Source organism: Mycolicibacterium setense, assembly GCF_000805385.1.
GTDB classification, from domain to species: Bacteria; Actinomycetota; Actinomycetes; order Mycobacteriales; family Mycobacteriaceae; genus Mycobacterium; species Mycobacterium setense.
This window is the reverse complement of the sequence record NZ_JTJW01000006.1, coordinates 881,336-901,514: the sequence shown is the minus strand read 5'-3', so window position 1 is coordinate 901,514 and position 20,179 is coordinate 881,336. Positions and strand designations below refer to the sequence as shown.

Annotated in this window: 22 protein-coding genes; 8 read left to right on the top strand and 14 right to left on the bottom strand. The window is 67.1% G+C overall.

Annotation, left to right across the window (positions count from 1 at the left end; all coding sequences use genetic code 11):
* Window positions 1–42 precede the first annotated feature (42 nt).
* Window positions 43–423 carry a hypothetical protein gene (locus QQ25_RS15075; RefSeq protein ID WP_039379403.1) on the top strand — a complete coding sequence of 127 codons (381 nt, stop codon included), beginning with the start codon at window positions 43–45 and terminating at the stop codon, window positions 421–423.
* The gene (locus QQ25_RS15070; protein WP_039379401.1) at window positions 423–671 is read left to right on the top strand and encodes a hypothetical protein; all 249 of its coding nucleotides are present in this window, start codon (window positions 423–425) and stop codon (window positions 669–671) included. Before QQ25_RS15075 ends, QQ25_RS15070 begins: the two co-directional genes overlap by 1 nt.
* A 3-nt stretch (window positions 672–674) precedes the next feature.
* Here QQ25_RS15070 and QQ25_RS15065 read toward each other — a convergent pair whose 3' ends face one another.
* The 4 genes from QQ25_RS15065 to QQ25_RS15050 form a co-directional block, all read right to left on the bottom strand.
* On the bottom strand, window positions 675–1,166 hold the full coding sequence (locus QQ25_RS15065) for a hypothetical protein (RefSeq protein ID WP_039379400.1): 492 nt from the start codon (window positions 1,164–1,166) through the stop codon (window positions 675–677).
* A 66-nt stretch (window positions 1,167–1,232) separates the two neighbouring features.
* Window positions 1,233–1,904, bottom strand: coding sequence for a hypothetical protein (locus QQ25_RS15060; RefSeq protein WP_131546171.1), 672 nt, complete (start codon window positions 1,902–1,904; stop codon window positions 1,233–1,235).
* Between the two features lie 138 nt (window positions 1,905–2,042).
* Window positions 2,043–3,428, bottom strand: coding sequence for a replication-associated recombination protein A (locus QQ25_RS15055; protein ID WP_039379397.1), 1,386 nt, complete (start codon window positions 3,426–3,428; stop codon window positions 2,043–2,045).
* A gap of 30 nt (window positions 3,429–3,458) precedes the next feature.
* A complete protein-coding gene (locus QQ25_RS15050) occupies window positions 3,459–4,292 on the bottom strand; it encodes a DUF3097 domain-containing protein (protein ID WP_039319616.1) in 834 nt (277 codons plus the stop codon).
* Between the two features lie 57 nt (window positions 4,293–4,349).
* Here QQ25_RS15050 and QQ25_RS15045 point away from each other — a divergent pair, with 57 nt between their 5' ends.
* A complete protein-coding gene (locus tag QQ25_RS15045) occupies window positions 4,350–4,940 on the top strand; it encodes a hypothetical protein (protein WP_039379987.1) in 591 nt (196 codons plus the stop codon).
* Here QQ25_RS15045 and QQ25_RS15040 read toward each other — a convergent pair.
* Together QQ25_RS15040 and QQ25_RS15035 are read right to left on the bottom strand one after the other, a co-directional pair.
* Window positions 4,924–5,244 carry a DMT family transporter gene (locus tag QQ25_RS15040; protein ID WP_039379395.1) on the bottom strand — a complete coding sequence of 107 codons (321 nt, stop codon included), beginning with the start codon at window positions 5,242–5,244 and terminating at the stop codon, window positions 4,924–4,926. The genes QQ25_RS15045 and QQ25_RS15040 overlap by 17 nt on opposite strands.
* A complete protein-coding gene (locus QQ25_RS15035) occupies window positions 5,241–5,894 on the bottom strand; it encodes an FMN-dependent NADH-azoreductase (RefSeq protein WP_039379985.1) in 654 nt (217 codons plus the stop codon). The genes QQ25_RS15040 and QQ25_RS15035 overlap by 4 nt, the downstream gene beginning before the upstream one ends.
* 100 nt (window positions 5,895–5,994) lie before the next feature.
* On the opposite strand from QQ25_RS15035, the gene QQ25_RS15030 reads away from it, so the two are divergent.
* Window positions 5,995–6,612 carry a TetR/AcrR family transcriptional regulator gene (locus QQ25_RS15030; protein ID WP_039319610.1) on the top strand — a complete coding sequence of 206 codons (618 nt, stop codon included), beginning with the start codon at window positions 5,995–5,997 and terminating at the stop codon, window positions 6,610–6,612.
* Here the strand turns inward: QQ25_RS15030 and QQ25_RS15025 are convergent.
* The 3 genes from QQ25_RS15025 to QQ25_RS15015 are packed head-to-tail and all read right to left on the bottom strand — an operon-like array spanning window position 6,582 to window position 11,225.
* Window positions 6,582–7,598, bottom strand: a complete 1,017-nt coding sequence (locus tag QQ25_RS15025) for a zinc-binding metallopeptidase family protein (RefSeq protein WP_039320570.1) — start codon at window positions 7,596–7,598, stop codon at window positions 6,582–6,584. The genes QQ25_RS15030 and QQ25_RS15025 overlap by 31 nt on opposite strands.
* A complete protein-coding gene (locus QQ25_RS15020; RefSeq protein ID WP_039320568.1) occupies window positions 7,591–8,517 on the bottom strand; it encodes a transglutaminase family protein in 927 nt (308 codons plus the stop codon). Before QQ25_RS15020 ends, QQ25_RS15025 begins: the two co-directional genes overlap by 8 nt.
* On the bottom strand, window positions 8,514–11,225 hold the full coding sequence (locus QQ25_RS15015) for a circularly permuted type 2 ATP-grasp protein (RefSeq protein ID WP_039379983.1): 2,712 nt from the start codon (window positions 11,223–11,225) through the stop codon (window positions 8,514–8,516). Before QQ25_RS15015 ends, QQ25_RS15020 begins: the two co-directional genes overlap by 4 nt.
* 144 nt (window positions 11,226–11,369) lie before the next feature.
* On the opposite strand from QQ25_RS15015, the gene QQ25_RS15010 reads away from it, so the two are divergent.
* Window positions 11,370–12,107 carry a GAP family protein gene (locus QQ25_RS15010; RefSeq protein ID WP_039379393.1) on the top strand — a complete coding sequence of 246 codons (738 nt, stop codon included), beginning with the start codon at window positions 11,370–11,372 and terminating at the stop codon, window positions 12,105–12,107.
* Here QQ25_RS15010 and QQ25_RS15005 read toward each other — a convergent pair.
* Window positions 12,094–13,026 (bottom strand): DUF389 domain-containing protein, encoded by a 933-nt coding sequence (locus tag QQ25_RS15005; protein WP_039319606.1) that lies wholly within the window; start codon window positions 13,024–13,026, stop codon window positions 12,094–12,096. The genes QQ25_RS15010 and QQ25_RS15005 overlap by 14 nt on opposite strands.
* Before the next feature lie 25 nt (window positions 13,027–13,051).
* Window positions 13,052–13,540, bottom strand: coding sequence for a winged helix-turn-helix transcriptional regulator (locus tag QQ25_RS15000; RefSeq protein ID WP_234711909.1), 489 nt, complete (start codon window positions 13,538–13,540; stop codon window positions 13,052–13,054).
* 81 nt (window positions 13,541–13,621) lie between these two features.
* Here QQ25_RS15000 and QQ25_RS14995 point away from each other — a divergent pair, with 81 nt between their 5' ends.
* Window positions 13,622–14,806 (top strand): thiolase family protein, encoded by a 1,185-nt coding sequence (locus tag QQ25_RS14995; RefSeq protein WP_039320566.1) that lies wholly within the window; start codon window positions 13,622–13,624, stop codon window positions 14,804–14,806.
* Window positions 14,807–14,875: 69 nt separating this feature from the next.
* Here QQ25_RS14995 and QQ25_RS14990 read toward each other — a convergent pair whose 3' ends face one another.
* Window positions 14,876–15,337 (bottom strand): nitroreductase family deazaflavin-dependent oxidoreductase, encoded by a 462-nt coding sequence (locus QQ25_RS14990; protein WP_039379391.1) that lies wholly within the window; start codon window positions 15,335–15,337, stop codon window positions 14,876–14,878.
* Entirely contained in the window at window positions 15,334–17,109 is a 1,776-nt protein-coding gene (gene aspS, locus QQ25_RS14985) for an aspartate--tRNA ligase (RefSeq protein WP_039319598.1), read from the bottom strand. The genes QQ25_RS14990 and aspS overlap by 4 nt, the downstream gene beginning before the upstream one ends.
* A 139-nt stretch (window positions 17,110–17,248) precedes the next feature.
* On the opposite strand from aspS, the gene QQ25_RS14980 reads away from it, so the two are divergent.
* Together QQ25_RS14980 and QQ25_RS14975 are read left to right on the top strand one after the other, a co-directional pair.
* Entirely contained in the window at window positions 17,249–18,145 is an 897-nt protein-coding gene (locus QQ25_RS14980; protein ID WP_039379982.1) for an oxidoreductase, read from the top strand.
* 36 nt (window positions 18,146–18,181) lie between these two features.
* Window positions 18,182–18,685 (top strand): SRPBCC family protein, encoded by a 504-nt coding sequence (locus QQ25_RS14975; protein WP_039319596.1) that lies wholly within the window; start codon window positions 18,182–18,184, stop codon window positions 18,683–18,685.
* Between the two features lie 4 nt (window positions 18,686–18,689).
* Here the strand turns inward: QQ25_RS14975 and QQ25_RS14970 are convergent, their stop codons facing one another.
* Window positions 18,690–20,165 (bottom strand): carboxylesterase/lipase family protein, encoded by a 1,476-nt coding sequence (locus tag QQ25_RS14970; RefSeq protein ID WP_039379980.1) that lies wholly within the window; start codon window positions 20,163–20,165, stop codon window positions 18,690–18,692.
* Window positions 20,166–20,179: the final 14 nt, after the last annotated feature.

The following is a 20,179-nucleotide window of genomic DNA, read 5'->3' as shown; positions in this document are numbered from 1 at the left end:
CCAACGGTTTTGGCGACTGTCATACGGCCTACACTCAATGTCATGACAAAGACGGCGGGTGAGGCACTGCGGGAACGGTTGGATACCGCCCTGGCCGAGCGCGGCCTCGGGTGGGAATGGACTGCCCTGGACCTGGAGGTGATCGATTCGGCGTGCCGTCATGCTGACCGGGCCGAGCAACTCCAGCGGGTGTACGACGAGAATCTCGCTGGCGAGTCTCCGAGCGTATCGGCGTTGGCCCGGTTGGCTGCCGAGTGTCGGCACCATGAGCGCCGGGTGCTGGAGATGGTTTCGCAGTTGGCGGCGCCGGAGGATGTGCCGAAGAGTGCCCGTCACCAGGCGGCTGTTAATTCCCGGTGGAATCGTAAGCGCCAGCGTGATGCTGCCCGGGTGGAGTCGCGTCCGATTCGGGCGGTGGAGTGATGCCCCGCCGCAATCCGGCGTTGGTGGCGCCGAGCCGGGACGGTATGGGTCCGGTGTACCGGCGTGTACTGGACCGGGAACGGGACTTGCAGAGGCGGTTTGGTGTGGTGGGCCAGCATCGCCGCCCCCGGTATCTGTTGGATGCCCTGGAGCGCGGCGAGACGGTCGCGGTGCCGTGGTGGAAAGTGCCGTCAGAGTTTCTGCCACGGGACCACGTGGAGACGATTGTGGTTGATCCCGGGATGTGACGTTCAAAGCCGTACGGTCTCGGTTCTCCGCGCCGATATTGTGCGCTCGGTCAATGCATTGCCCCGCAGCCACGGCCAGCGAAACGACCGATACGTCATGGCGTACCCGGTCACCTTGGTGTCCTGACGAATACCAACGAACTGTTCTCTGGTGTAGGTCCATTTCACTGCGCCGTGCCCCTCGACGCGGATAGGCAATTGCTCACCCTGTGGCAGTCGCTTGGGGTTGAGGACTTCATCTAGGGCGTAGTCGCAGGGCATGAGACTCGGGTCCATAGGTCGCAGGCCAATGTTGCTGACCGTGACCGCTTCTGCGCCGCGATTGATGACTGTCAGTTCGATTCGGTCCCGGTTCTGCCCACCTACCACCACGACCATGTGTGTCCGCGTTTCGACGGCGACACGGGGCCACCTGACGAATGTCAGAGCGAAGTTCCACACGTTGGCAATGACAGCAAGCACGACACCAAGGACGCTCAGGGTGAAGGTGGACACGCGGGAAACCCTAGTCCGACGATTCGCGTTTGACCCGGGCATATAGCGCGCCACGGGCACCATGTTTCATTGCTCAAGCTGAGGGAAGTGCGACAGGCAATAGTCCCTGAGTTCTTTGGTCGCGCGATCAATCTCGCTTTGTCGAGGTATCCCGCGAAGTAGGGCCGTTCCGAGGTTGCCCGCAAGTTGAAGGTAACCGCTGAGATCCTTTGCTTTGACTCCCTTGTTGGTGAATTCGCGCATGTCGGCGACTTCTTCGGCTGTGATCTGCTCTAGCTGCTTGACAGGCTCAGTGATGGCCGGGTCATTCGTGAGGGTCAGAATCACAAAGGCGTGCATAGCTATTCGCTTGTAGACGTCGCCAACAGTCTCCTCCATGACGGAGTTCGCGTTCTTGAGCCAGTTTTTGACGAGCCCTACTGAGCTGGTGTCAGGGGGCACAGTCTCGGCCATCCGTGCCCTGAAAACCTTGTCCCTCGGTAGCCGTTCACTCACTGCGCCCAGAAGCGCTGCAATCTCCACCCGCAACTTGTCGTTCCGTGTGTCTCTCCGGGCTTGCTTGAACTGCTCGCCAGCTCTGCGCAAGGTTCGCCCGTTGTGCCGCGCACTGACCATGACGGCCAGTGTGGCGACTCCTACCGTGAACAGGTTCCCCCACCCCGGTGTCCACCATGCGGTTAACCGCGTCCACACCACAGGCCATCCGACCACGGTGCCGGTGACGGCGATGCCGACCACTGCCACGACGGTCGCCCCTACGGCTGCTTTCCCCACGCCCCCCATCCGGTCATGCTCGCACCGGACAGGACGACTCCCCAGCAAGGCGCGCCGAACGCACGCGGGGGTGGCGACGCTTTCATGGTTCGGACGAGACCCTCACCGCCGCACCTTGCGAATGATGGCCCGCAGCTTGTCTACCCGCGAGATGAGTTCACGTTCGAAACCGCGCCCGGTCGGCGTGTAGTAGTCCACCCCCACCAGATCGTCGGGCGGATACTGCTGCGCCACCACACCGCTGGGATCGTCGTGCGCGTACTTGTAGCCGATGGCGTTGCCCAGTGATTCCGCCCCGCTGTAATGCCCATCTCTTAAGTGTCTTGGGACCGCCCCCGCCTTGCCGCCCCGGATGTCGTTCATCGCGGCACCGAGCGCTGTGGTGACCGCATTGGACTTGGGCGCGGTGGCGAGGTGCACCGTGGCATGCGCCAGCGTCAACTGCGCCTCGGGCATGCCGATCAACTGCACGGTCTGGGCCGCAGCCACCGCGGTCTGCAGCGCAGTCGGATCCGCCATCCCGATGTCCTCGCTGGCCAGGATCATCAGCCGGCGCGCGACGAATCGAGGGTCCTCCCCCGCCACCAGCATCCGGGCCAGGTAGTGCAACGCCGCATCGACGTCGGAGCCGCGCACCGATTTGATGAATGCGCTGACGACGTCATAGTGCTGATCTCCGTCGCGGTCATAACGCACCGCGGCCTTGTCGAGCGACTGCTCGATGGTCTCGACGGTGACGACGCCACCCGGCGCTCCGGCTGTTTCCGCTGCCACCTCCAACGCGGTCAGCGCCCGCCGCGCATCGCCGGCGGAAAGCTGCGCCATGAGGTCGACGGCCTCGTCGGTCACCTCGATCGCGCCTCCGAGCCCCCGCGGGTCGGTGATCGCGCGGCGTAGCACGATCTCGACGTCCTGCGGGGTCAACGGCTGCAATTGCAGGATCAGCGAGCGCGACAGCAGCGGGGCGACCACCGAGAACGACGGGTTTTCCGTGGTGGCCGCCACCAGCAGCACGACTCGGTTCTCGACCGCCGCGAGCAGCGCATCCTGCTGAGTCTTGGAAAAACGATGGACCTCGTCGATGAACAGCACGGTCTGTTCACCGTGGTGAACGAGGGCCGTCCGCGCCTTTTCTATGACGGCGCGCACCTCCTTGACGCCAGCGCTCAACGCCGAGAGTGCCTCGAACCGGCGGCCGGTGGCCTGTGAGATCAACGACGCCAGCGTCGTCTTGCCGGTGCCGGGCGGGCCATAGAGGATGACCGACGCGGCACCGGACCCCTCTACCAGACGGCGCAGCGGCGAACCGGCCTGCAACAGATGGGATTGACCGACGACCTCGTCGAGGCCGGCCGGGCGCATCCGCACCGCCAACGGCGCCGACGAGCGCTCGCGCGAGGAGCCGACCAAGCCCGTGCCGGGCGCGGTCAATGCGCCGGAGTCGCCGGACTCCGGGTCACCTGGCACGTCGAACAATCCGTCGGACACATTTCAGGCATACCACGCCGCTACGACGGGCTAGGCCGGCGCGGTGACGAAGTCGATCAGTTCCTCGACCCGGCCGATCAGCGCGGGCTCCAGATCGTTCCAGTCGCGGACCCGGCCGCGGATCCGCTGCCACGCCCGGGCGATGTCGGCCTGCTCCCGATGCGGCCAGCCCAGCGCGTCACAGATGCCGTGTTTCCACTCCACGTTGCGCGGAATCGTCGGCCAGGCCTTCATCCCGAGCCGGGCCGGTTTGACGGACTGCCAGATGTCGACGAAAGGGTGCCCGACCACCAGCGTGTGCTCACCGCCTGGTCCGCGGCGCACCGCCTCGGCGATTCGCGCCTCCTTCGAACCCGTGACGAGGTGATCGACCAGCACGCCCAGCCGGCGGCCCGGCCCGGGCGCGAATTCGGCGACGATGTCGGCCAGATCGTCGACGCCGCCGAGGTATTCGACGACGACGCCTTCGATCCGCAGATCGGCGCCCCAGACCTGCTCGACGAGCTCGGCGTCGTGACGGCCTTCCACGTAGATGCGGCTGGCCAGCGCAACCCGCGCCTTGGCCTTCGGTACCGCGACCGATCCTGACGCGGTGCGTGCCGGCGCCACGGCCCGCTTGGGCACCACGAGGCTCACCGGTTTGCCGTCGATCAGGAAGCCCGGGCCCATCGGGAACGCCCGCACCTTGCCGCGGCGGTCCTCGAGCTCGACCCGACCGCCCTCGATGCGCACCACCGCGCCTACGTAACCACTCTGGGCATCCTCGACGACCAGGCCCTTCTCCGCGGGCTGTTCCGTCGATCGAGTCAGCTTGGGTGTGTGCGGGTTTCGGGACAGGATGTCGGAACCGTAGCGATCAGTCACGCCGCGATCCTAAAAACGCCCGCAGCGATAACGATGTTGCGACATACGATCGTGATCGTGCTGTTAGATCGGCCGACTGCCGACGGCATTGCCGACGGGACCATCTCGCTGGTGCTACGACGCTGGGACCGGCCTCGGGTCAAGCCCGGCAGAACCCAACGCACACACGCCGGCACGATTCGCATCGAGTCGGTCACCGAACGCCCGGGCGATTACCGGGTCACCGCCGCGCAGGCCCGCGCGGCCGGTCATCCGGATGCGGCGACGGCGCAGGCTCAGCTCGACCGCAGGCCCGCCGGACACACCTACCTCATCGGCGTGTCGTACCTGGGCCCGGACGAACGACCGGAGCTCGCCGCCGACGACGAGCTCACCGATGCCGACGCCGCGGCGATCTCGGCCCGGTTGGCGCGCTGGGACTCGGCCGGCGAACCGTGGACGCGTCAGTACCTTGAGATGATCGGGGCGAACGAGGCTGTCCGCGCACCCGATCTGGCGGCACGCGTCGGCCTCGAGGTACCTCGTTTCAAGCGCCGCGTGCGCCAGCTCAAGGGGCTGGGCCTGACCATCAGCCTCGACGTCGGCTACCGGCTCGCACCACGCGGGCGCGCCTACCTCGCGGCCACCAGGCTCAGTCCGGATTCGTGACCCGGGCGAGCACGATCCCGCCGACGATCATGGCCAGCGCTAGCGTGCGGCCCGCGCCCAACGGGTCACGGTGGATCACCACACCAAGTGCGATGGCGCCCACCGCACCGATGCCGGTGAAGACCGCGTACGCGGTGCCCACCGGCAGACCGCGCATGGCCAACGCCAGCAGATACACCGACAGGGCACCGATCGCCACGCACACCGCGGTGGGCACCGGCCGTGTGAATCCGTCGGTCGGCTTGATGCTCTGCGACCAGGCGATCTCCACGGCCCCTGCCAATCCCAACAGCAGCCAACTCATTTCGCGTACTCCACGGCGAGGGCACCCGCGGCGGCCAAGGCGGCGGTCAGAGATTTGTCGTGCGCATCCCGGAACTGGGCCAGCGCCGGATCCACCCGGGCATTGGCCATCTCGGCATTGATGAACACGGTGTCGGTGACGGCGTAGTGGCCCACGAAGAAGTCACGCAAGAATCTTTCCTGGTAGTCGAATGCGGCCTTGGGCGCGCCGGGTGAGTAGGCGCCGCCCCGGGCGGTTGCCACGACGAAGCGCCTGGGCGCCAAGGACATTCGTGGAAACGTCACTTGGTCCAGCCAGGCTTTGAGCGACGCCGGTATCGAGTAGTTGTACATCGGGGTGCCGATCAGCACGATGTCCGCCGAGCACAGCTCGTCCAGCAGCGGTCGTACCACCGCCCATGCGGCGGCCTGCTCGGGCGTGCTCACCGACTCCCCCAGCCTGTTCACGTCGGTGCGCCCCGAGGACAGCGCCGCGTCACAGATTTGGGTCCAGCCCTCCTCGATGAACGGCACGGGATCGGCAGCGACGTCGCGGTAGAGGTACCGCCCGTCGGGCCGCGCGGCGCGCCACGTCCGGGCGAACTCGGCGCCGATCTGGCGACTGATGGAGCGACTGCGAGCGCTCGCGTCGATGTGAAGAAGTGTGGTCACGGCAACCTCCGAGTAGTTAAGTGGACGGCACGTCCGGTTCAGCATTACCGATAACCGGACATTGCGTCCAGTTATTTCCGCCATCGGATACAGTGCAGTGATGGACATCGGCGCGGACCTGCTTGCGGCCGACGAGACCGGTGCCGACCGAGTCGGCACCGAGCGGGCGGATGCGGCGCGCAACCGGGCGAAAATCCTCGCCGCGGCGGCCACGGTGTTCGCCACCCACGATCCGCGCACCGTGACGATGGACCACATCGCCACCGCGGCCGGAGTCGGACGCGGCACGCTCTACCGGCGCTACCCCAGCACGGCGGCCATCGCGCTGGCCCTGCTCGACGAGCACGAGCGCACCCTCCAGCAACAGCTGATCTCGGGTGACCCACCACTGGGTCCCGGCGCCGCTCCCGCCGAGCGGCTCGCGGCCTTCTATTCGGCCATGGTCGACCTGCTGGAAACACACGCCGATCTGGCGCTGGGCGCCGAGGCCGGGGGCGCCAGGTTCACCACCGGTGCCTACGGCTTCTGGGCAGCGCATGTGCGCGCGTTGTTGACGGAAGCTGATGTGACGGAGCCGGATTCACTCGTCGACGTCTTACTCGCCCCGCTGGCGGCCGAGAATTTCACCCACCAGCGTGCGCGTGGGCTCAGCGTCGAACAGATCGCCGCGGCACTGTCACGGCTGGCTCACGCGGTGACCTCGTCGACGACGGTGTGAACGAACCGCATCTTCTCCAGCACGGCGGGCGCCAACACAAACGGGTAGAGGTCGTCATGCCCCATCGACCGGTTGACCATGTTCAGTGACCACGCCAATGGCAGCCACATCTCGATGAGGGTGTTGAAGCCCGCGGGTCCGAGCAGACGCCGCCCGAATGTGGCTCCGGCAGGAGCGAACCCGAACGCCGCCGCGGTGTCCATGGTGTCGCGGATGTGCAGATAGTGCGCGAAGGTTTCGGCCCAGTCCTCGGCGGCGTGCATGGTCGCGTACGACGAGACGAAATCGTCTGCCCAGCCTGACGGAGGCCCGTCACGGTAGTGCCGGTCGATCGCCGCCTGGTAGTCGGCGTCGGCATCGCCGAAAAGCTGGGTGAATCGCGCGCGGTAGTCCGCCGACGGCGCCACCAGGCGATAGAAGTAGTAGTGCCCGATCTCGTGGCGGAAGTGGCCCAACAGGGTGCGGTACGGCTCGTCCATCGCGATGCGCAACTGCTCACGGTGCACATCGTCGCCCTCGGCCAGATCCAGTGTGATGACACCGTTTTGATGGCCGGTGAACACCTTCTCGAATCCGCTGGAGAGCAGGTCGAAGGCAAGACCGTACTCATGGTCCTCATCGCGGCCGACGATCGGCAGCCGCAATTCGTGCAATTCGGCGATCAGCCTTCGCTTGGCCTGCTCGGCCTCGGCGAATGCCGTCATCGCAGCGGCGTCGGTGTCGGCGGGCCGCGTCCGGGTGAGCCGGCACGACACACAGAACGGGTCATCGCCGATGCGCACCAGCCAATTGCATTCGGCCACATGCATGTTCGCGCACAACCGGTACTGATTCTCATCGACCGCACCGGCGTGCCCGCCTCCATCGGTGATCACGAGCAACGCCATGTCATCGAGCGAGAAGCCGAGCGCGCTGCGGCACGACAGGCACAGGGAGTTCTCGAACGCCAGGCGCTGACCGCAGTTCGGGCAATTGAAATCACGCATGCGGCAACCGCCCTCGATCAGACGGGCAGGGCGCCACATCCACCGAAACCTCGATCACGCTGCTTTCCGAATCCGTGTAGATGATGCCCCGAAGCGGCGGTATGTCAGCGTAATCACGGCCGAATCCGGCCACGATGTAGCGTTCGTCGACCATCTGGTCATTGGTGGGATCCATCCCGAGCCAGATGTTCTGCGGCGTCCACACCGATGCCCAGGCGTGTGTGGCGTCCACCCCGATCATGCGATCCCTGCCGGGCGGCGGATCGGTGGCCAGATAACCCGACGCGTAGCTGGCGGCCAGGCCATTTGCCCGCAGACAGGCGACGGCCAGCCGGGCGAAGTCCTGACAGACCCCTTCACGGGCCGCCAGCACCTGGGCAACCTGGGTGGACACCGTCGTCGAACCCGACCGGTAGGTGAAGTCCGCGTAGATCCTCGAGGTCAGGTCACGCAGCACCTCGATCAGCGGCCGGCCGGGCACGAAACTGGGCTCGGCGTAAGCGCGCACCGCGTCGGTGATCTCCGGCGGTGAGAGGTCGAGGCTGAACTCGGCGGCCAGGGCGCCGTCGCCGCCGACGGGGCGGGCCAGTTCCCATGGCGCCCTCGCCGATGCACCGGAATAGTGTTCGGGCCCAAGCGGATCCACCTCGACCACGGAATGGCTGGTGATACTCAGGGTGCGGTGGAGTTCGGTGACATGGAAGTACGAGCTGATGTTGCCGTAGGCGTCGCGGCTGGTGGATCTGTCGGCCGCATCCGGTTCGATCACGATTTCGTGAGACAGGCAGCGTTGCCAGGGCAGATCGCGCGGCGTGAGAAACCCTCGGCCGTAGGAACTGGTGACATCGTCGGAATAGCGGTACACGGTGCGATGGGTGATCTCGTAGCGCCGGGTTTTCGCGCCGATGAGGTCGGTCACGGGACCACCCGCCGTTCGTCGGGCCCCCACAGCGGCTGCATCGCACCGGGCAATGACAAGTGCGCCGCGGTGATGACACCCGAGAGGTCGCGGAGACCGGAATGCACACCATCGAGTAGCCCGGCCAATTTCGCTCGGGTCCCGTCCTCGTCGACTTCCTCGAGAGCTGTCGGGTTGACCCGTCGCAGCCGGATGGCCAATTCGTCGACCAGACGCTCCGCACGTGAGGAGCCCGACGATCCGGGCAGCGGCTTGAGGTCGGACCGGATGCGCTCCAGTTGGTAGATCAACGATCTGGGGTTCTCCGCATCGAACAACAGCAGTTCGGCGACGGCGGCGACACTGATCTGCCCGGGATTACGCCGCCGATAGATCACCGAGGATTCGCAGACGACCAACGACGACTCGGTCAGCGCGCGCTCGGCGGCGGCGCCACGCATCGTCGTGATTGTGGCTCGCAGCAACGCGGTCAGCGCCAACCCACGCTCGATCCGCTTGCCGAGATCCATCATGGTCCAGCCGATGTCGTGCACCATCGACTCCGCTGCCACTCCGGACAGTGCCAACATCCCGGCCAAAGTCCGGCTGTGCGCAGTGGCGAGATAGGAGTCTGCGGCAGTGGATGACTGGGGCGGGATGGCCGATGGCCGCAGCACCGCGCGTTCGACGCCTGCCAGCACCATCCAGGTGTCGTTGGACATCTGGTCACGCACCGCCCGCGCCGCCAGTCCCAGGCTCTCCACCGATTGGGCAAGGGACCCGGGCCGATGCCGGTCGGCGGTGGCCGACCACAGCGTGGTCGGCGCAATCGCGATCATCTCGTGGGCGTCGGCGGCATCGCCTGTGTCGGTTCCGGTGATCGAACCGATCGCGGCCAACAACACCGGAACGCATTGGCTTTCGTCGAGATCCCGACGATAGCGGTATTCGTGGTACCGCTCCCTGGTGACGGTCAGCAGTCGCGCGGTGCCCTCGGCGCGCTCGGCGTACCGCCCCATCCAGAACAGGTCGGCGAGCACTCGTGGCGAGCTGACCGCCCGGGTCGGGCTCGGCACAGCTCCCGCGGGGGCCAGCTCGACCGAGATCGTCGGGGTGCGCTCGGCCGTCACCCGTTGCGGGGTGTGCACCCAAACATCTTTGCCGGCAAGCGTGTTCATCCGGTACGCGGCACTGCCGGGCGCCACGACATAGCCCAGTCCACCGATCATCGGCGCGTAGCCGCCACGCTGCGCCACGGTGAACAGCCGCATGCCGACATTGCCTGCCGACAATCCCTTTGACCGGTAATAGGTTGGCGCGGTGGAGAATTGGGGCAGCTCCTGACCGATCCACTGCGCGGGGTCCGATTCGATGCGCGCGGCCAGGGTGTCACGTTCGGCAGCCGCCAGCATCGGCCCGACAATTGTGGCGCCGCCGTTCACCGGGCGGATCAGCAGTGACGAGAGCTTGGTGAGCAGATGGGAGCGCTCGATGTCGATTCCGCCCCAGTACATGGGGGCGGTCGACAGGTGCGGCGTCTCATCCAGCAACAATTCGGCCAGCTGCGGCAAAAACCTTGCCACACCGGGGCTTTCCAAAATTCCACTGCCCAGGGTGTTCACCACCGTGACCGAACCTCGGCGCAACGCCTCGACCAGACCGGTCACGCCGAGCCTGGAATCGGGACGCAGGTCCAGCGGGTCGACATATTCGGCGTCGACCCGGCGCAGCACCACGTCGACGCGTTTGAGGGTGCCCAGTGACCGCATCAACACGGTGCCGTCCCGGACCACCAGATCCGCACTCTCCACCAACGGGAAGCCGAGCACGCCGGCCAGGTAGGCCTGGTCGAAGGCAGTCTCGGAATGGATCCCGGGACTGAGCACCACGACCGTCGGTTCTTCGGCGGCCTCGGGTGCCGCGTCGAGGAGCGCCAGGCGCAACGCCTGAGCCCACGGCGAGCATGGGCGCGGCCCGATTCGCTCATACAGGTCAGGGGCCGCGTGCGCGATGACACGGCGGTCGGCCAACGCGTAGCCCGCCCCGGAGGGCGCCTGCGTCCAGTCCGCATTCACCATGAAGGCCCCGTCATCGCCGCGGCTCACGTCGCAGCCGTGCAGGAACAGCTGATGACGGCCGGGGAGCACGATGCCGCGTGCGGCCCGCAGATATCCGGGGTGGGAGAACAACAACCGGGCCGGCAGCACCCCGCTGGTGATCGAGCGGCGGGCGCCGTACAGATCGGTGAGCACCGCATCGAGCAGCCGTGACCGCTGCACGAGGCCCGATTCCAGGCAGTCCCAGTCCGCTGCCGAGATCACCAGAGGCAGCGCGTCGAGGTTCCAGGGCCCCGGCACCGCGGTGCCGTCATCGTCGGTGACCACCTCTCCGTGGCGGTCCACCTGGATGTAGGTGATGCCGTCGTTGTCGACGAGGCCGCGCACCATGGCCCGAAGCCGGTCCAACCCGTCACGGCCTCGCTCACCGACTCCTTCGGCCAGTTCACGCCAGGCCGGTCGGACTTCGCCCGAGTTGTCGACCAACTCGTCGTAGCCGGCACCGAAACCGTCGTCGCGAACATCGAACAACGGACGCTGGGCCCTGGAGCGGCGATAGGTGGCCAGCACCCCGTCGACATCCGTCATGGCGGCGCGCGCCGTCACACCGGTGTCGAGGGCAACACCGGTGGCCTGGGCGGACTCCGGTGAGCCATTCGCGCGAAGCACCATCAGTGAAGAACGGTACGCACCCGACACAGGTCCGGGCTTGCTGGCGCACCGGGACCAGCGGATCGGCGCCTGGATTCGGCCGGATTCGGTCAGCGCTGGTTGAATTCAGTGAACTGACCGACCGAAGGGAAGTGGCCACCCGCGATGTGGAGCACCGTGCTGGTGATGGCCGTCGTGGCCGCCGTCGACCCCCTCAGAGTCGGGGTCGTCGCGTTCATGCTGTCGCGGTCTCGACCCGTGCGGTTGTTGCTCCCGTTCTTCCTGTTCGCGTTCACCGCCAACGTCGCGGTGGGTGCCGCGGTGGTGCTCGGGTTCAAGAACACCACCGACGACGGCGGGCGCACCACACCTCCTGCACTGGAGATCGGTATCGGCGTCGTGGCGCTGGCGATCGCCGTCCTGTCCGCGACCGGGGTGCTCGAACGCCTGGTCAAGCGGGTGCGGGCGCGGCGCGCCGTGCCGGCCACGGTAGGTCAGCACGGCACCGATCGCGATGCGCCGGCCGCCGAGGACGCGGTACCGGCCCTGTCGAAACTGCCGGCCGGGATGCAGTCCGCGCTGCGCGGCGAGGCGCCGTGGGCGGCCGCGCTGCTGGGCCTCATCAACGGATTCCCGACGCCGTACTACGTCGCTGCGATGGCGGCGGCCCTCACCTCGGGCGCCGTATTGGCCGAGCAGATGGCCGCCCTGGTCGTGTTCAACGTCGTGGGCTTCCTCGCCGCGCTGATCCCGATCATCAGCTTCTGGGTCGCCCCGGAAGCCACGCGGTCAGGCGTTGAGCGGATCTACGCGTGGATGGGCACCCACCACCGGCTCGTGGTGGCCGTCCTCGCCGGGGCAGTCGGTGTGTTCTTCCTCGCAATGGGCGTCAGCCACCTGTGACGGACCGGCGCCCGGCCTGGACGCGACGGTAGACCGACAGCACCAAGAGACCCGCCAGTGTGATGCCCACCAGGTTGACCACCAGTTGCAGGACGGACTGAGCGGCCACATCCCAATCCCCGACCGTCGCCGCGACCACGGCGAAACCGGCGGCAGGCACGGTCGTGACCGAGATGAAGACACCGACCAACGCTGCCGACTTCGCCGACACCAGCGACAGCATCCCGGCCGCACCGGCCAGCAGCGCCACGACGAAGGAGAAGGGGCCGACCTGGAAGATGAAGTCGACATCCTCCAGTTCCCGAGTACTGGTCAACGTCACCCAGCCCAGCGCCTCGAATCCGAGCGTGGCCGCGGCGGTCACCACCATCGCCACCGGAAATCCGATCACCAGGGCCGCCGAGGCGCGTCGCGCCAATGACATTCGCCGCTGGACGAGAGCGACGGCCAGTGCGGCGAGCGGACCGAACTCCGGACCGACGACCATCGCCCCGACCACGGTGACGGGCGAATCGGTGAGCACGCCGACCGCCGCGAGCATGCACGCGATGCAGAGGAACAACACGTAGGTGACGTTGAGGTGCGATTCCTCGCGGGTCCGGGAGACGAGCTCGTCCCACACCACCGCATCGGCGCCGTCTCCCTCGGCCGCATCCTCTGCGTGGTACGCCAGGCTGGACAACACGGTGTCGAGCGGTTCCAGGGTGATGGCGCCGAAGTGGTGCACGTCAAGGGATTTCAGCCGCTCGACGACGTCGTTGGCCGCTTCCCTGGCGACATCGGCGGTGATCTGGTCACCGGCGGGATCAACCGCTGCGCCGCCCATCAACACGATGTGGGCGACACCGGGCTGGGTCTGCAGGACATGCAGAATCGGCTCGCGCAGATCCGCCGGCGCTATGACGCGTAAGTGCAGCACCAGCCGAGAGTAACGCCACCCGTCGTCACGACGTGGGCCGCTCGACGCGCACGACGAGTTCCTCAGCCGGCACGTGGTGTCCCTCATCGCAACGGATTTCGACTCCGGCCAGGGCCCCGCAGCCGTCGTGCGCCAATCGCAGGCCTGTATCGCCGAGGTGTTTGCGGCCCCACTCGAACATCGCCCAGACCACCGGCATGAAATCGGTGCCCGATTCGGTGAGTACGTACTCGTCGCGCTCCCTCTGACCGGGTTCCCGATAGGGCCGCTTCGCCAGCAGTCCGGCGGCGACGAGGTCGGACAGCCGTGCCGAGGTGGCGGCCTTGGTGATGCCGACCCGGCGGGCGAAGTCGTCGAACCTGGTGGTGCCGTAGAACGCCTCGCGCATGATCAGCATCGCCGACTTGGTGCCCGCGAAGGCCATGGTCCTCTCGATCGGACAGTGCCCCACCGCCGACCAGGCATCACGGTCGGCCAACTTGCCCTGCAGCATTCCCACGGAATCAAACTCCATCCCTGAGTTGTTCTAACTATACCCAGGTGCTATATCTGGGTAGCCATAACAATACTCAGCGTGGAGCATCAGGAGGCGGACATGACCGGATTTGCAGACCGCGACGCAGTCATCGTCGGAGCGGTTCGGACCCCGATCGGCAAAGGCAAGGCCAACGGCGCACTGCACGGCGTCCTTCCGGCGGATCTGCTGGCCCACAGCCTGCGGGAGCTGATCACCCGCACCGGTGTCGACCCGGTGCTCGTCGACGACGTCATCGCCGGAGCCGTCACCCAGGTGGGCGACCAAGCCGTCAACATCGCCCGCAACGCCCTGCTGGGCGCGGGCTTCCCGGAAAGCGTCCCCGGCACCACCGTGGACCGTCAGTGCGGCAGCAGCCAGCAGGCGATCAGCTTCGCCGCCCAAGGCGTGCTGGCCGGCGCCTACGACATCGTCATCGCCGCGGGCGTGGAATCCATGTCTCGCGTCCCGATGGGCACCTCGGTCCTGCCCGGCAGCGACCCGTTCGGCCTGGCCTTCGCCGAGCGATACTCCGAAGGCCTTGTTCCGCAAGGGATCAGCGCGGAGTTGATCGCAGCCAAGTGGGGCTTCTCCCGCGCCCAGCTCGACGAGTTCTCCGCGGGCAGCCACGAGAAGGCTGCCCGGGCCACCAAGGACGGGTCGTTCGACGCCGAACTGTCCCCCATCGCCGGGCTCAGCACCGACGAGATCATCCGGCCCGGCACGACGGTGGACACCCTGGCCGGGCTGAAGCCGGCGTTCTACAACGAGGCCTATGCGGCGCGCTTCCCGCAGATCAACTGGGCGATCACCCCGGGCAACTCGTCACCGCTGTCCGACGGCAGCGCTGCGGTCATGATCACCAGCGGCGCGACAGCCAGGAAGCTGGGTTTGAGCCCGCTCGCGCGTATTCATACCACCACCGTCGTCGGGTCAGACCCGCTCTACATGCTCACCGGAGTCATCCCCGCCACCGAAAAGGTATTGGCGCGTGCGGGTTTGACACTGGCGGACATCGACCTGTTCGAGGTCAACGAGGCCTTCGCCCCGGTGGTGCTGGCATGGGCGCACGACACCGGCGCCGATCTGGCCAAGACCAACGTCAACGGCGGGGCCATCGCGATCGGGCACCCGCTGGGTGCCAGCGGGGCCCGCATCATGACCACCCTGGTCAATGCCCTGCAACAGCGTGGCGGGCGCTACGGCCTGCAGACGATGTGTGAGGGCGGCGGCATGGCCAACGCCACCATCATCGAGCGGCTGTAGTCGACTGCTCGAACCTGAGCTTGTGTGCGACATTCCTGCGAAAGTTCGCACACAAGCTCAGGTTCGGCGTTAAGCGCGGACCAACTCGAACAGCGGAATGGCCCGCGTGGTCTTGGACTGGTATTCGGCGAAGACCGGTGCGGCCGCGACGATCTTCGGGTAGGCGGCATCCCGCTCGTCGGCAGGCAGCTCCCTGGCCGTCGCGTCGTACGCCTCGGTGCCCACCTCGACGCGAACCTTCGGATTGGCGCGCAGATTGTGCACCCACGCCGGATCTTTCGGCGCACCGGCGTAGGAGCCGACGATCAGCATCCTGCCGTCGACATCGAGATAAGCCAACGGCGACAGTCGTGGCTGCCCCGACTTCGCGCCGATGGTGTGCAACAGCAACAGCGTGCCGCCCTCGAACGGGCCGCCCACCTTGCCACCGTTGGCGCGGAATTCTTCTACGACATTCCGGTTGAAGTCATCGAGGGCCGCTACGTCGGCGACCAGTTCACTCTTGTCGAAGCCGGGATCGATATCGCTCATGACTTCTTGAGCTCCTCGGGCTTGGCGTCTATTCCCGATTCCTTGCGCTGCTGCGGAGTGATCGGCGCGGGCGCATCGGTCAGCGGGTCGACGCCGCCGCCCGACTTGGGGAACGCGATGACCTCGCGGATCGAGTCCACACCGGCCAGCAGTGCGGTGATGCGGTCCCAGCCGAACGCGATGCCGCCATGCGGAGGCGCGCCGAAGGCGAAGGCGTCCAACAGGAATCCGAATTTATCCTGGGCCTCGTCGTGGTCGATCCCCATCATGGCGAACACCCGCTCCTGGATATCGCGCCGGTGGATACGGATCGACCCGCCGCCGATCTCGTTGCCGTTGCAGACGATGTCGTAGGCATCGGACAACGCGTTGCCCGGGTCAGTGTCGAAGGTGTCCTCCGATTCGACCTTCGGCGCGGTGAAGGCGTGATGCACGGCCGTCCAGGCGCCCGAACCGACGGCCACATCGCCAGAGGCGGTGGCCACGTCGGCGGGCTCGAACATCGGGAAGTCCACGACCCAGGTGAACGCCCACGCGGTCGGGTCGATCAGGTCGAGGCGCTTGGCGATCTCGATGCGGGTGGCACCCAGCAGTGCCCGCGCCGTGCGGGCCGGGCCCGCCGCGAAGAACACGCAATCACCCGGCTTGGCGCCCACATGAGCGGCCAGACCGTCACGCTCGGCATCGGTGAGGTTCTTGGCGACCGGGCCGCCCAGCGTGCCGTCTTCGCCGATCAGCACATAGGCCAGCCCCTTGTGGCCGCGCTGCTTGGCGAATTCCTGCCAGCCGTCCAAGGTGCGACGCGGCTGCGACGCCCCGCCGGTCATCACGACGGCGCCCACGTACGGCGCTTGGAACACCCGGAACGGGGTGTCCTTGAAGTACTCGGTGCACTCGATGAGCTCGACGCCGAACCGCAGGTCGGGCTTGTCCGAACCGAATCGGCGCATCGCCTCGGCGTAACTGATCCGCGGCAGCGGCAACGGCAGGTCGTGGCCCACCAATGCCCACAGTGCGCGCAGCACCTCTTCGGCGATCGACATCACGTCGTCGGCATCGACGAAACTGAGCTCCATGTCCAGCTGGGTGAATTCCGGCTGGCGGTCGGCGCGGAAGTCCTCGTCGCGGTAGCAGCGCGCGATCTGGTAGTAGCGCTCCATGCCCGCGACCATCAGCAACTGCTTGAACAGCTGCGGGCTCTGGGGCAGCGCGTAGAAGGAGCCGGGCTGCAGGCGCGCCGGGACCAGGAAGTCGCGGGCGCCCTCAGGGGTCGAGCGGGTCAAGGTCGGGGTTTCGATCTCGACGAAGTCATGCTCGGCCAGCACACCGCGGGCAGCCGCATTCACCTTGGAGCGCAACCGGATTGCGTTGCCCGGGCCCTCGCGCCGCAGATCCAGGTAGCGGTATTTGAGCCGGGCTTCCTCGCCTGCGGTCTCGTCGAGCTGGAACGGCAGCGGCGCGCTCTCGGACAGCACCGTCAGCGAGGTGGCGTTCACCTCGATCTTGCCGGTCGGAATCTCGGGGTTCTCGTTGCCCTCGGGGCGGACCTCGACGACGCCCGTGACGGCGATGCAGAATTCGGCGCGCAACCGGTGGGCGGCGGCGAGCACATCACCTTCGCGGAACACCACCTGCGACACGCCCGATGCGTCGCGCAGATCGATGAAGATGACGCCGCCGTGGTCACGACGGCGCGCCACCCATCCCGCCAAGGTGACCGTTTGACCGGCATCCGCGGCCCGCAATGAACCAGCGGCATGACTGCGCAGCACGAAAACTCCTCGATAAGTTCGGTGGGACGATTGACCAGTCTAGAGAGTCGATCGGCGGCGGTAACTTGGCGATGTGGATGAGCGCTCGCGCGAAGACCAGACAGCACCGGATGAGCGCTCGCGCGAAGACCCGACAAGCCTGAACTCCTCCATCGCGGTGATCGGCCCCGGCGCCATCGGATCCACCATTGCGGCGCTGTTGTACACCGCCGGCCGGCCGGTCCTCCTGTGTGGGCGGACCGCACGCGACCGAATCGAGGTCCGGCCCGACGACCGAGAGCCCATTCGAATACCCGGCCCGGTTCACACCGATCCGGGTACCGTCGACGGCCCGCTCGACGTGGTGTTTCTCGCCGTCAAGGACACCCAGAACGCCCGGGCAGCCGCCTGGCTCGAGCGGTTGTGCGACGAGAACACCGTGATCTGCGCACTGCAGAACGGCGTCGAGCAGGTCGAACGGGTGAGCGCGGTCAGCCGGCGGACCGACGCCGCCCACGTGGTGCCCGCGGCGGTATGGATCTCGGCCGAGACGCAGCCCGGCGGCTGGGTTCGGTTGCGCAGCGAAGCCCGGCTGGTGCTGCCGGACAACGCGGCGGCGGGCGCCGTCGCCCATGCACTGCACGGCACCGCGATCGCCGTGGAGCGCGATCCTGATTTCCGCAGCGCGACCTGGCGCAAGCTCCTGGTCAACGCGGTGGTCGGGTTCATGGTGCTGGCCCACCGGCGCGCTGGCATGTTCCGCCGCGATGACGTGGCCGCGCTGGCGCGACGCTATCTGACCGAATGTCTGGCCGTGGCCCGCGCCGACGGCGCCCGCCTGGAAGATGACGTGGTCGACGAGATCGTCACGATGCTGGCGTCCTCACCCGAGGATCTGACCACCTCGATGCTGACCGACCACCAGGCCGGCCGACCGCTCGAGTGGGACATTCGCAACGGCGTCATCAGCCGCAAGGCGGCCGCCCACGGCCTGCCGACCCCGATCAGCGACGTGGTCGTCCCGCTGTTGGCGGCGGCCGACGATGGGCCGGGCTGACCGAGGACTAGACACTTTGCCTTAGGGTGTCTACCCATGGCCCGGACCTACCAGTGCGAACGCGTCGAGTTGGACTTCATCGACCATGCGCCGTTCCGCTTTGTCAGCACCGTCGAGCTCGCCATCACCGCAGAGCAGCTGTTCGAGGTGCTCAGTGACGAGACCTCGTGGCCGCATTGGGCCACGGTCATCACCAATGTGGAGTGGACCAGCCCCGAACCCCGCGGCGTCGGCACCACCCGTACGGTCACGATGCGCGGGCACATCGTCGGAGACGAGGAGTTTCTGGCCTGGGAACCCTTCTCCCACATGGCTTTCCGATTCAACACCAGCACCTCCAACGCGATCTCGGCCTTCGCCGAGGACTACCGCGTCGTCGAGACCGCCGACGGCTGCCACCTCACCTGGGTCATGGCCATGAAGCCCAGCGGGCTGGCCGGCCGGCTCGGGATGACGATGGGACAACCGGTGATGGCGTGGCTGTTCCAGCGGTTCTTGCACAACCTCCGCCGCTATACCGACGAGCGCTACGGCAAGTAGGGCCTCAGCCCAGCGCCTCCCACACCGTGCGCCGCGCCGCGTCGGGATCGGCGACGGTCTCGTCGCGCGTGGAGCGGATCACCCGGGTCAGGCGCTGCTCGACGTCGTACTCCGGCCAATCGGCGACCTCGGCCCGGGCGAAATCCAGCCACGTGCGTTGCATCCGCCGGCCGACCGACGGCTGGACCCGGCGACCCAACGGATGCAGCTTGCGCCCCAGATACGACCCGTAGCTGTGCTGGATGTGCACGATCTCGCTGCCGTGGGTGGCGCCGAGCCCCAACACCTTCAATGTCCACGTGGTGTGGTCGAACCGGTACGCGTGCGTCGGCGCCTGGGAGCTGTAGGCGTCAGCGAACGCCCAGGTCGGCGCACCGAACATGACGTCGGAACCGAACGCGATCAAGGCCCGGCGGCGCGGGAAGTCCGGGTAGGCGGCCAATACGCGGTCGCGCTCATGGGGGGCGTGACGGCGCAGATAGTCCTCCACGCCGGCCAGCGTGGTCGGCAGCATCGGCGGTTTACCCCAGGCGAACATCGACGCCTCGTGACTGTTCGTACCGATGATCAACGGCACCGCGGACACCGCGCCCGTGCGTGCCGCCTCGATGGGGTGCAGTGGCAAGAGATCGACGCCGTGAGTCAGCCCGTAGGCCAGCGTCGGCGTGTGTTGTGCACTCTCGAGCTGGAGCTGGCCGGCGGCGCGGCGCAACTGGCGTTGCGGCAACATCTTGAGCTGCTCGGCCCCGACGCCGAGCAATTGCATGAAGCGGCGTGACTGACGGGCCCGGTCTTCGCGGTCGGCGATCAGCGGCAACGCCGGGCTCTGGGCGATGGCCCGGGCGAACAACCCGTCGGCTGCCGGGCTGGCCAACAGCGCCAACACCGATGTGGCACCCGCTGATTCGCCGAATACCGTGACCTGTCCGGGGTCGCCGCCGAATGCGGCGATGTTGTCACGGACCCACTGCAGGGCGGCGATCTGGTCGCGCAGGCAGAGGTTGTCGTCGAATCCCTCACCCAGGTCACCGAGTTCGAATCCGCCGAACACGCCCAGCCGGTACGTGACGTTGACGACGACCACGTTGCCGTTGGCCGCCAGCCGCGAACCGTTGTACAGCTGCAACTGCCCGGCGCCGTAGACGAATGCCCCGCCGGGGATCCACACCATCACCGGCAGTGATCCGCTCGTGTCGGGCGACCACACCGTGACCGTCAGGCACGCCTCGTCACGGACCTTGGGGTCATCGCGGCCTCCCCCGACGAACGAACGGCCCTGGGGCGGCAACGGGCCGTGCTCGACGGCGTCGCGGACATCGGTCCACGGCACCACGGGCTGCGGCGCCAGGAATCGCAAGGCGCCGATGGGCTGCTGGGCGTACTCGACACCCCGCCAAACGCTGACCCCGCCTTCGCGGGTGCCGCGTAACCGCCCCAGCGAGGTGTGGGCGATGGTCGAATGTTCCGCAACGACGGACACGTCTGAATCGTAGT